Genomic DNA, 11,460 nt, shown 5'->3' with positions numbered 1-11,460 from the left:
GAACCCCATGCCGCTTTATGCCCTCGACGGCATCGCCCCGGAGCTGCCCGCCTCCGGCAATTTCTGGATCGCCCCCACGGCCGTCCTCATCGGCCGGGTGATCGTGAAGGAGGGCGCGAGCATCTGGTTCGGCGCGGTGCTGCGCGGCGACAACGAGCCGATCGTGGTGGGCGAGGGCACGAACATTCAGGAAAACTGCGTCCTGCACACCGATCCCGGCTATCCCATGACGCTCGGCCCCAAGGCCACCATCGGCCACAGCGTGACGCTGCATGGCTGCACGGTGGGGGAGGGGGCGCTGGTGGGGATGGGCGCGACCGTGCTGAATGGCGCCGTCATCGGCGATCACTGCCTCGTCGGCTCCATGGCACTGGTGACCGAGGGCAAGACCTTCGAGCCCTATTCGCTGATTGTCGGAGCCCCGGCCAAGGTCGCGCGCACCCTGGACGAGGCGGCGGCGGAGCGGCTGATCGCGACGGCGGCCGGCTACCAGCACCGCTGGCCCCAATACGCCGCCGGCCTCAAGCGCATCGACTGAGGGGGCCGATCGGGCCCGATACAACGCAAAACGGGCCGGAACCGCGGCGTCGGTTCCGGCCCGTTTTCGTCTCGCTGAGGCAGGAGCCGGCGAGGCGACCCTTTGACGGTCAAGCTGTCAGCGCCCGGTGCCCACCACCGGCGGCACCCGGGCTTCGCCGAGCGAAACCCACTGGGAGGGATCCTCCTTGGACTGGCGCTTGACGAAGCGATAGCCGGTGTCGGTCCAGGTGAGGATCTCGGCTTCCTGGTTGTCGAGGATGAGGTCGCCCTTGTCGGTGACGACGGTGAGGACGGCGTGACCATCGCCCTCGTGATCGCGCACCACCGTGATGAGCAGAACCGAAGTGGGCCAGCCGGCGTTGATGAGGCGGCGGCGCTTTTCGAGAACATAATCCTCGCAATCGCCGCGGCGGTCGTCGGGATAGGCCCAGCGCTCCGTCTCGCCGTAATGATCGAGATCGGTCTCGGGCTGAACCACTTCGTTGACGGTACGATTGACGCGCTCAAGCTCGGCCTTGTGTTCGGCGTCGAGACGGATAGCCGGCATGAGGGCCCCGGCGGCGCGGCAGTCGCCGCCGTTGTCGGCGCAGAAGCGGACGTAGCCGGACGGGGCGGAGGTATAGCGCCCGTCGGCAAGATGGCGCGGCGCGAAGGTGGCGGCCAGATTGGCAAGGCGCAACTGCCCGCGCGTGTCCTGCTGCGCGGCGGCGGGGACGCTTGCGCCCAGAAGCGCGACCCATGCGGCCAGCGCCAGAAGAAGGCTGAGGAGCGAGACGCGCTTCGACATTGCCGGGGTCCGAGCGGAGTTAACAAAAAGATAATGCCTCAAGCCGCCGGGCTTGGCTCCGTCAACCTTCTGTTAACCTTAACTGCCCGGTTTTTAGTTACCTCCGCCTTTTGCGATCTTTCGCCGCTGTTGCTTCGCCGCAACCCTGTTTGCCGGCTTGACCCTAGGCCAGCAGTTGGATCGCGCCATTGACCATGCTAGTGACTGACGGGTCAGTCATTGCGAGTTGCCATGCCGGAGATGCCCAAAGACTCGCAGGAGAGCCCCTCGTCGCCGCAGGCCCGGCGTCGGCGCGCGCCGGCCATGGACAGGGGCGAGCGGCGGCGGTCCATCCTCGACGCGGCCCTGGCCGAGTTCGCGGCCCACGGCTTCGCCGGCGCGCGGCTGGAGGACGTGGCCCGGCGGGCGGGCGTCGCCAAGGGCACGCTCTATCTCTACTTCTCCGACAAGGAGGCGCTGTTCCGGGGACTGGTGGAAGAGAACCTCTCGCCGGTTATCGTGGATGCCGGCGGCATGGTCGCCCTGTTCCCGGGTACGACGCGGGAATTGCTGGACCTACTTATCGAGCTTCTCGCCCAGCGCGTGCTGGAAGCGCCGGCTCAGGCTCTTGTGCGCCTCATGATTGCCGAGGGGCCGCGTTTTCCCGAACTCGCCGCCTATTATCACCGGGAAGTCGTGGTGCGCGGCCTTGCGCTCATCCGCGCCATCGTCGCGCGGGGCATCGCCCGCGGCGAGATCGACAGCGACATTCCCGCCCAATTCCCCCAGCTCGTCATTGCCCCGGCCATCGTGGCGGTGGTGTGGAACAGCATGTTCGGCACATTCGACCCCCTGGACGTGCGCCGGTTTCTTGCCGCCCATCGCGACCTGATCCTGCGCGGCCTTGGATGGAGAGAGACGTGACACGCGCTCCCGCTTTGTGCGCCATGCTTGCCCTCGCCGCGCTCGGCCTTGCCGGCTGCGACGGGGACAAGGGAGGCGGCTTCTCCGGCTATGTGGAGGGCGATCTCGTCTTCATCGGCCCCACTGAGCCGGGGCGTGTCACCGCGCTCCTGGTGGAAGAAGGGGCGCAGGTGAAGGTCGGGCAGGTGCTGGCGAAGGTGGAGGACGATCTCCAGATCGCCGACCGCGATGCCGCCGCCGCGCAGCTTCGGGAAGCCGAGGCGCGCCTCGCCAATGCCCGCTCGCCGCTCCAGCGGCCGGAGGAGGTGGCGGTGCTGGAAGCCTCCGAGCGCCGCGCCGCCGCCGCGCTCGATCTCTCCCGTATCGAGCTGGACCGCCAGAAGACGCTAGTGCCCAAGGGCGCCTCCTCTCAGGCCAATCTCGATTCCGCCCAGCACCAGTACGACCAGAACCAGGCCGCCCTTGACGAGGCCAAGCGCCGCATCGCCGCCGCCCGTATCGCCTCGCGCACACAGGACATCGAGGCCGCCGAACAGGCCGTCCAGACGGCGAAGGCGAATCTCTCCGCCGCGCAGATCCGGCTGGATCGACGCTCCGTGAAGACCCCGGCGGACGGCCCCGTGCAGACCGTCTATTACCGGCCCGGTGAGATGGTGCCGGAGGGGCGGCCCATCGTCTCCGTTCTGCCGCCGGGGCTGGTGAAGGTGCGCTTCTTCGTGCCCGAGGCGCAATTGCCGAAGGTCGCGGCTGGCGCGCCCGTCACCGTCACCTGCGACGGCTGCGCCCCCTTCACCGCCAAGGTGTCCTTCATCGCGGCGCAGGCCGAATACACCCCGCCAGTCATCTACAGCCGCGAGGAGCGCTCCAAGCTCGTCTATATGGTGGAGGCGCGGCCCGACGATCCGGCCAGGGCAAAGCCCGGGCAGCCGGTGAACGTCATCCTCGGAGCCGCCCCGTGAGCACAACGGCGCAGGCGGCCTCAGCGCCCGATCCGGAGGTGGTGATCGAGGTGGAAGGCCTCTCCAAGAGCTTCGGCGGGCACCGCGTGGTGGACAACCTCACCATGCGGGTGCGGCGGGGGCAGATCTACGGCTTCCTCGGCCCCAACGGCTCGGGCAAGACCACCACCATCCGCATGCTGTGCGGACTGCTGACGCCTGACGCGGGCCGGGGCACCTGCCTCGGCATGGACATCCTCACCGAGTCCCGGGCGATCCGCGAGCATGTGGGCTACATGACCCAGCGCTTCTCGCTCTACCAGGATCTCTCCGTGCGGGAGAATCTCGAGTTCGTCGCCCGCCTCTACGGCGTCGACAAGCCGGAGGCGGCCGCCGCCGAGGCGCTGAAGCGGCTGGGGCTGGAGGGGCGCGGCAAGCAGTTGGCCGGCGCGCTGTCCGGCGGCTGGAAGCAGCGGCTGGCGCTCGGCGCCTGCATCCTGCCCGGTCCCGACCTCCTGCTTCTGGACGAGCCCACCGCCGGCGTCGATCCGCAGGCGCGGCGCGAGTTCTGGGAGCAGATCCACGATCTCGCCGCCGAAGGGCTGACCGTCCTCGTCTCCACCCACTACATGGACGAGGCGGAGCGCTGTCACGAGATCGCTTACATCGCCTACGGCAAGCTGCTCGCCCAGGGCACGGTGCAGAGCGTGATCGCCGCCGCCGGCCTCACCACCGTGACGGTGGAGGTGAAGGGCGAGGCGGGGCAGGAGGCCGGCCGCATCGCCCGCGACCTCGCCCGCGATCTGGCCCAGCGGGCGGGCGTGGACATGGTGGCGCCCTTCGGTACCGCCCTGCACATCTCCGGCCGCGACGCAGGGGCGCTGGAGGCGGCCCTCGCCCCCTTCCGGGCCGATGAGCGCCTGGTCTTCCGCGCCGATGCGCCGACGCTGGAGGACGTGTTCATCGACCTGATGCGCCGCTCCAAGGACGAGCTGCGATGAGCGCGCGCGCCGCGCGGGGCGGCTTCTTCACGCGCGTCGGCGCCATGATCGTGAAGGAGTTCATCCAGCTCCGCCGCGACCGGGTGACGTTCGCGACCATGATCATGATCCCGCTGTTGCAGCTGATCCTGTTCGGCTACGCCATCAACACCACGCCGCGCCACCTGCCCACCGCCGTCTTCACCCACGAGAACAACGACGTCAGCCGCGCCATCCTCGCCGCGCTGCGCAACACCGCCTTCTTCGCCTTCGTGCGCGAGGTGAAGAGCGCAGAGGATGCCGAGCACATGATCCGCTCGGGCGATGTGCTGTTCTTCGTGGAGATCCCGGCCGGCTTCGAGCGCGCGCTGCGGCGGGGGGATGCGCCCCAGTTGCTGGTCGCGGCCGATGCCACCGATCCGGTCGGGTCGGCCAATGCGCTGGCCGCGCTTGCCGGGGTCGTGAATTCCGCGCTCGCGCGCGAGCGGTTCGTGGATGCGCCGGGCAGCGCGGCCTTCGAGATCGTGCAGCACCGGCGCTACAACCCCGCCGGCACCAGCCAGCTCAACATCGTGCCGGGCCTCCTGGGCACCATCCTCACCATGACCATGCTCATCTTCACCGCTTTGTCGGTGACGCGGGAGATCGAGCGCGGGACCATGGAGAGCCTGCTCTCCATGCCCATCCACCCGGTGGAGATCATGCTGGGCAAGATCACGCCCTATGTGCTGGTGGGCATCCTTCAGGCGCTGCTCATCATGGGCGCGGGGATGATTCTCTTCGGCGTGCCGCTGGAGGGCAGCGCGATCCTCTTGGCGGTGGCGACGCTGCTGTTCATCGTCGTCAACCTCTCCATCGGCTACACCTTCTCCACCCTGGCGCAGAACCAGCTCCAGGCGGTGCAGATGTCGTTCATGTTCTTCCTGCCCTCCATCCTCTTGTCCGGCTTCATGTTTCCCTTCTCGGGCATGCCGCTGTGGGCGCAGTGGATCGGCGAGGGGCTGCCGCTCACCCACTATTTGCGGATGGTACGCGGCATTCTCCTGAAGGGCTCGGGCATCTCCGACCTCACCACCGACGCGGGCGCGCTCGTGGTGCTGATGCTGGTGGCGATGGCGATCGCCGTGGCGAGATTCCGGCAAACTCTGGACTAAAAGCCGTGCGGCATGTGGCCGCGAAGCTTTGGCGCTTGCCCGAAATCGTCCTGTGGAAAATAGTGCGCGATGTGGTGGAGCCTGGAGGCGTTCCAGGCTCGCGCGTCCAGCGTTTGCACGAAGGCTATGCGACCTGATGTCCGCTGCGCTGCGGCATTTGGCTTGGCAACTTGCGACGGCCCGCCACAGCGCACATCCGTATTTCGCCGGGCATAGCCTTTGACATGCGTCAAGGTGAAAAACGGTCCTAGGGCGTTGATCTGCGTCCTAGTCCCCCGGGTGTCGTTCTGCGCTCCGGCGTGAAGGGTCCACAGATGACAACATTGCAAGCTCCAATCCAGCCCCCGGCGAAGTCGATGAGGTGGGGTGAGGGCGCTCTCATCGGGGTGTTCTCCCTCTTCGCCCTGTTCTCGATTGTCGTGGCGGCGAAGGCCTACACCTCCGAATATGCTTTCCACGCCTATCTTTTCGCCGCGGCGAGCATCGCCTCGGTGTTCGCCATCGGCAACCGCTACATGGCGCGTCCGGCCGGTGCGACGCCGCAATTCATCGACGGCAAGCCCAATTACAATATGGACGTGGTGAAGGTCGGCACGATCTTCGCGGTGGTCTGGGGCATCGCCGGCTTCCTCGTCGGGGTGATCGCCGCGTTGCAGCTGGCCTTCCCGATGGTGAATTTGGACCTGCCCTGGATTTCGTTCGGCCGGCTGCGCCCGCTGCACACCTCGGCGGTGATCTTCGCCTTCGGCGGCAACGTGCTGATCGCGACCTCCTTCTACGTGGTGCAGCGCACCTCGCGCGCCCGCCTCGCCGGCGACCTCGCGCCCTGGTTCGTGATCCTCGGCTACAATTTCTTCATCGTCATCGCCGGTACGGGCTATTTGCTCGGCATCACCCAGGGCAAGGAATACGCCGAGCCCGAGTGGTATTCGGACCTGTTCCTGACGGTGGTCTGGGTCACCTACCTGCTGGTGTTCCTGGTGACGGTGCTGAAGCGGACCGAGCCGCACATCTATGTGGCGAACTGGTTCTATTTCGCCTTCATCATCACCATCGCGGTCCTGCATCTCGGCAACAACGCGACGATCCCGGTGTCGGTCTTCTCGCCGAAGTCCTACATCCTGTGGTCCGGCGTGCAGGACGCCATGTTCCAGTGGTGGTACGGCCACAACGCGGTGGGCTTCTTCCTGACCGCCGGCTTCCTCGCCCTGATGTATTACTTCATCCCCAAGCGCGCTGAGCGGCCGGTCTATTCCTACCGCCTGTCCATCGTGCACTTCTGGGCGCTGATCTTCATCTACATCTGGGCCGGCCCGCATCACCTGCACTACACGGCTCTGCCGGACTGGGCGCAGACGCTGGGTATGACCTTCTCGGTGATCCTGTGGATGCCCTCCTGGGGTGGCATGATCAACGGCCTCATGACGCTCTCGGGCGCCTGGGACAAGCTGCGCACCGATCCCGTCATCCGCATGATGGTGGTGGCCGTGGCCTTCTACGGCATGTCCACCTTCGAAGGCCCGATGATGTCGGTGAAGGCGGTGAACTCGCTCAGCCACTACACCGAATGGACCATCGGCCACGTGCATTCCGGCGCGCTCGGCTGGGTCGCGTACATCTCCTTCGGCGCCATCTACTGCCTGGTGCCCTGGCTCTGGAACAAGCGCGAAATGTATTCGGTCAAGGCCATCAACTGGCACTTCTGGGTCTCGACCCTCGGCATCGTGCTCTACATCTCCTCGATGTGGGTCGCGGGCATCCTGCAGGGCCTCATGTGGCGCGCCTACACGCAGCTCGGCTTCCTCGAATACTCGTTCATCGAGACGGTCGAGGCGATGCATCCGCTGTACGTGATCCGTGCCCTGGGCGGCATCCTCTTCCTCACGGGCGCTCTCATCATGGCCTGGAACATCTGGAAGACCATCACCACGCCCCAGACCGCAGCCGAGCGCGAGCTCGCCCTGCAGGCGGCCGAGTGAGGAGGCGAGCATGGCAAACCAAGGCACCTCCATCTGGTCCAAGCACCAGATCTTCGAGAAGCACTCCTACTGGCTGATGCTCGGCATCCTGGTGATGATCGCCATCGGCGGTCTCGTGGAGATCGCCCCGCTCTTCTACCTGAAGAGCACCATCGAGAAGGTGGAGGGCATGCGCCCCTACTCGCCGCTGGAACTGGCGGGGCGCAACATCTACGTCCGCGAGGGCTGCTACAACTGCCACTCGCAGATGATCCGCCCGCTGCGCGACGAGGTGGAGCGCTATGGCCACTACTCGCTGGCGGCCGAGAGCATGTACGACCGCCCGTTCCAGTGGGGTTCCAAGCGCACCGGACCGGACCTTGCCCGCGTCGGCGGCAAGTATTCGGACCTGTGGCAGCTGGAGCATCTGAACAACCCGCGCTCCGTGGTCCCGGCCTCCATCATGCCGAGCTACCCCTGGCTGGCGAAGACCAGACTCAACGCCAAGCACGTCGGCGAGGAGATGCGGGTTCAGCAGATCCTCGGCGTTCCCTACACGGACGAGATGATCGCCAAGGCGCAGGACGACCTGAAGACCCAGTCGACCATCGACGCCGCCGACTCGGACGGGCTCCTGAAGCGCTATCCCAAGGCGCAGGGCCGCGATTTCGACGGCAATCCGGGGGAGCTGACCGAGGCGGACGCGCTCATCGCCTACCTCCAGATGCTCGGCACGCTGGTCGATTTCAAGCTCTACGACAACCAGGCGAATGTGAGGTGATGGGATGCACGACACCTATCTCGGCCTCGCGGCCTTCGCCCAGACGGGGGGCCTGATCCTCTTCGTCGTCGCCTTCCTGCTGGTGGTCGCCTACGCCTTCTGGCCTTCCAAGAAGAGGAAGAAGGATTTCGACGACGCCGCCAATATTCCGCTCAAAGAGGATTGATCCCGTGAGCACGACCCACGACACCCACGGCAAGGTCGACCAGGCAACCGGCGTCTCGACCACCGGCCATGAATGGGATGGCATCTCGGAACTGAACAACCCGCTGCCGCGCTGGTGGCTGTGGGTGTGGTACGCCTGCATCGTGTGGGCCATCGGCTACTGGATCCTGTATCCGGCCTGGCCCCTGGTCTCCTCGGCGACGCCGGGCATCCTCGGCTGGCATTCGCGCTCGGCGGTGGCCGTGCAGATCGCCGACCTCAATGCCATCCGCGCCGAGAGCGCGGCGAAGCTCACCAACGCGTCGCTCGAACAGATCGAGCAGACGCCGGCGCTGCTCTCCCTCGCCCGGGCGCAGGGTCGCGTGGCCTTCGCCGACAATTGCGCGCCCTGCCACGGGGCAGGCGGCGGCGGTGCCACCGGCTTCCCCAACCTCAATGACGACGACTGGCTGTGGGGCGGTTCGCTGGAGCAGATCCAGACCACCATCGAGCACGGCATCCGCTCCACCGATCCCGACACCCGCCAGGGCAACATGCCGGCCTTCGGCAAGGACGGCATCCTGCAGAAGCCGGAAATCTCGGCGGTGGCGGACTATGTGCGCACCCTCTCCGGTATCGCCAAGCCCGGTGCGGACTTCGACAAGGGCAAGGAAGTATTCGCCGCCAACTGCGCCGCCTGCCATGGCGAGGACGGCAAGGGCAACCTGGAACTGGGCGCCCCGAACCTTACCGACGGCATCTGGCTCTTCGGCTCCGACAAGGCCACCATCGAGTACGGTATCGTCAACGGACGCGGCAACGTGATGCCGGCCTGGCATGCGCGTCTCGACCCGACGACGATCAAGGCGCTCGCCGTCTACGTCCATTCGCTGGGCGGCGGACGCTGAGCCGGAGGTCCGGGACATCCGCCCCGGACACGCCCACCGGCCATCCTTCCGGACGGACACGCGCACCGTCCGGATCAGGCCGCAGGGAAATGCCAAAAGGTCGCGCGACCAAACGTCGGCGCGACCTTTTGCTTTGGGGATACTAGCTACATTCTAAGATATGAATGTAGCGATGCAGGCCGGAGACGGGGGTCTCCGGATGTGCACCCGAGGGGCAAGGCCCCGACGTATGGCTGGTCCGTCATGACCGGCAAATCGCGGTGAAGATGATGACTGCCCTGTCCACCAAGTCCGAGGACAAGAAGGCCCCCGTGGTCGTGAGCGGCGATGAGGACATCCCGCTCTACGAGGCCCGGCGCCAGATCTATCCCCAGAGCGTCCATGGCCGCTTCCGCACCATCAAGTGGGTGCTGCTCGGCATCACGCTCGGCATCTATTACCTCCTGCCCTTCGTGCGCTGGGATCGCGGGCCGGACGCGCCGAATCAGGCCGTGCTCATCGATTTCCCGGCCCGCCGCTTCTACTTCTTCTTCCTCGAGATCTGGCCGCAGGAATTCTATTACGTTGCCGGCCTTCTCATCCTCGCGGCACTCGTCCTGTTCCTGATGAACGCGGTCGCCGGCCGCGTCTGGTGCGGCTACCTCTGTCCGCAGACGGTGTGGACTGACCTGTTCATGGCGGTGGAGCGCCTGATTGAGGGCGACCGCCGCGAGCGGATGATCGCCGACGCCGGGCCATGGACCATGGAGAAAGTCGCCCACAAGACGCTGAAGCATTCCGTCTGGCTGCTCATCGCGTGGTGGACCGGCGGCGCCTGGGTGCTCTACTTCGCCGATGCGCCGACCCTGGTGGTGGAGCTTGCCACCTTCCAGGCACCCGCCGTGGCCTACATGTCCATCGCGGTTTTGACCTTCACCACCTATGCCCTCGCTGGCCACATGCGCGAGCAGGTCTGCACCTACATGTGCCCGTGGCCGCGCATCCAGGCGGCGCTGACGGACGAATACGCCCTCAATGTCACCTATCTCTACGACCGCGGCGAGCCCCGCGGCTCGGTGAAGAAGGCGGCGGCGCTCCGCGAGAAGGGCCTGCCCGCGGGCGATTGCGTGGATTGCGGCCAGTGCGTCGCCGTGTGTCCCACGGGCGTCGATATCCGGCAGGGCATGCAGCTTCCCTGCATCCAGTGCGGCCTGTGCATCGATGCCTGCAACACCGTGATGCACAAGATCGGCCGGCCCGGGAACCTCATCACCTATGAGAGCGAGGCGAACCTCGAGGCGCGTGCCGCGGGCAAGCCCTTCGTGCAGCGCATCCTGCGCCCGCGCACGATCCTCTACGGCGTGCTGATCGCCTTCGTCTCGGGCCTCATGCTGACCGCCCTGATCGGGCGCTCCACGGAGGGCGTTGCCGCCATCCATGACCGCAACCCGCTGTTCGTGCGGCTCTCCAGCGGCGCCATCCGCAACGCCTACACCATCCGCCTCATCAACAAGAAGCTGGAAGAGCGGACCTTCATCCTCTCCGTCGAGGGCGTTCCCGATGCCAGCCTCGAGGTGGTCGGCGACAATGCGGACGGCCTGACCATCGGCCCGGACCAGACGCGCGAGGTGCGGGTGCTCGTCACCACCGGCGACAAGCTGCCGCCCTCGGCCTCTCTGCCGGTGACGTTCCGCATCCGCGACAAGGCCTCCGGCCTGTCGGCCTCCGTCACCGATCATTTCATCGGCCCCTGAGCGGGCCGCACGGAAGGATAAGTCCATGGCTCGAGCCTCTGCCCCGGCCGCCAATGCCCCGAAGCCCTCGCGTGAGCTGACCGGCCGCGCTGTGCTCCTGATGCTCCTCGCCTTCTTCGGCGTGGTCATCGGCGTCAACGTCGTCATGGCGCGCTTCGCCGTCACCACTTTCGCGGGGGTGGAGACGGATAGCTCCTACAAGGCGGGACTCGCCTTCACCGCCGAGCATCAGGCGGCCGAGCGGCAGGCGGCCCTGCACTGGAAGGTGGACGTGGCGTTCGCCTCTCCCGGCGGCGGCGCCCGCGAGATCGATGTCGTCGTGCGCGACGCGGCCGGAAAGCCGCTGACCAACCTCGTCGCCGATGGCGAGCTCGCCCATCCCACCGACGCCCGCCGCGATGTGGTGCTCGATCTCGAACCCCAGGGCGAAGGCCGCTACCGGGCCCGCACCCAGGCCGGGGCCGGGCAGTGGGATCTGGTGATTGATTTTGCGCAAGGCGGCGAGCGGGTCTTCCGGTCCAAGAATCGTGTGCAGCTTCCGTAAGCCGCTTGAACGGGCATCAGGCCTCCTCCGGGCCTCCCGAGGCGGCATCGAGACTGCCGGGCGGCTACCGTCCAGTGCCGTCCGTGCCTT

Annotated in this window: 12 protein-coding genes; 11 read left to right on the top strand and 1 reads right to left on the bottom strand. The window is 66.7% G+C overall.

Annotation, left to right across the window (positions count from 1 at the left end; translation table 11 throughout):
- The first annotated feature begins 7 nt into the window (after nt 1–7).
- Nucleotides 8–538 (top strand): gamma carbonic anhydrase family protein, encoded by a 531-nt coding sequence (locus J2126_RS06335; RefSeq protein ID WP_209484954.1) that lies wholly within the window; start codon nt 8–10, stop codon nt 536–538.
- A 117-nt stretch (nt 539–655) separates the two neighbouring features.
- Here J2126_RS06335 and J2126_RS06330 read toward each other — a convergent pair whose 3' ends face one another.
- Nucleotides 656–1,327 carry a transglutaminase-like cysteine peptidase gene (locus J2126_RS06330; RefSeq protein WP_209484952.1) on the bottom strand — a complete coding sequence of 224 codons (672 nt, stop codon included), beginning with the start codon at nt 1,325–1,327 and terminating at the stop codon, nt 656–658.
- A gap of 231 nt (nt 1,328–1,558) precedes the next feature.
- Here J2126_RS06330 and J2126_RS06325 point away from each other — a divergent pair, with 231 nt between their 5' ends.
- The 10 genes from J2126_RS06325 (at nt 1,559) to J2126_RS06280 (ending at nt 11,370) form a co-directional block, all read left to right on the top strand.
- Nucleotides 1,559–2,230 (top strand): TetR/AcrR family transcriptional regulator, encoded by a 672-nt coding sequence (locus J2126_RS06325; RefSeq protein WP_209484950.1) that lies wholly within the window; start codon nt 1,559–1,561, stop codon nt 2,228–2,230.
- Nucleotides 2,227–3,189, top strand: coding sequence for an HlyD family secretion protein (locus J2126_RS06320; protein ID WP_348634246.1), 963 nt, complete (start codon nt 2,227–2,229; stop codon nt 3,187–3,189). Before J2126_RS06325 ends, J2126_RS06320 begins: the two co-directional genes overlap by 4 nt.
- Nucleotides 3,186–4,169 (top strand): ABC transporter ATP-binding protein, encoded by a 984-nt coding sequence (locus J2126_RS06315; protein ID WP_209484946.1) that lies wholly within the window; start codon nt 3,186–3,188, stop codon nt 4,167–4,169. Before J2126_RS06320 ends, J2126_RS06315 begins: the two co-directional genes overlap by 4 nt.
- Complete coding sequence (locus tag J2126_RS06310; protein WP_209484944.1) at nt 4,166–5,302, top strand: ABC transporter permease; 1,137 nt, start codon at nt 4,166–4,168, stop codon at nt 5,300–5,302. The genes J2126_RS06315 and J2126_RS06310 overlap by 4 nt, the downstream gene beginning before the upstream one ends.
- Before the next feature lie 314 nt (nt 5,303–5,616).
- Complete coding sequence (gene ccoN / locus J2126_RS06305; protein WP_209484942.1) at nt 5,617–7,281, top strand: cytochrome-c oxidase, cbb3-type subunit I; 1,665 nt, start codon at nt 5,617–5,619, stop codon at nt 7,279–7,281.
- Between the two features lie 10 nt (nt 7,282–7,291).
- Nucleotides 7,292–8,041 (top strand): cytochrome-c oxidase, cbb3-type subunit II, encoded by a 750-nt coding sequence (ccoO, locus tag J2126_RS06300; protein ID WP_209484940.1) that lies wholly within the window; start codon nt 7,292–7,294, stop codon nt 8,039–8,041.
- A gap of 4 nt (nt 8,042–8,045) precedes the next feature.
- The gene (locus J2126_RS06295; RefSeq protein WP_209484938.1) at nt 8,046–8,207 is read left to right on the top strand and encodes a cbb3-type cytochrome c oxidase subunit 3; all 162 of its coding nucleotides are present in this window, start codon (nt 8,046–8,048) and stop codon (nt 8,205–8,207) included.
- 4 nt (nt 8,208–8,211) lie between these two features.
- A complete protein-coding gene (gene ccoP / locus J2126_RS06290; protein WP_209484936.1) occupies nt 8,212–9,093 on the top strand; it encodes a cytochrome-c oxidase, cbb3-type subunit III in 882 nt (293 codons plus the stop codon).
- Nucleotides 9,094–9,362: 269 nt separating this feature from the next.
- On the top strand, nt 9,363–10,826 hold the full coding sequence (gene ccoG / locus J2126_RS06285; RefSeq protein ID WP_209484935.1) for a cytochrome c oxidase accessory protein CcoG: 1,464 nt from the start codon (nt 9,363–9,365) through the stop codon (nt 10,824–10,826).
- Nucleotides 10,827–10,851: 25 nt separating this feature from the next.
- A complete protein-coding gene (locus J2126_RS06280; RefSeq protein ID WP_209484933.1) occupies nt 10,852–11,370 on the top strand; it encodes a FixH family protein in 519 nt (172 codons plus the stop codon).
- Nucleotides 11,371–11,460: the final 90 nt, after the last annotated feature.

Source organism: Xanthobacter flavus (assembly GCF_017875275.1).
Lineage (GTDB): Bacteria > Pseudomonadota > Alphaproteobacteria > Rhizobiales > Xanthobacteraceae > Xanthobacter > Xanthobacter flavus_A.
This window is presented reverse-complemented; position numbering and strand designations above follow the sequence as displayed.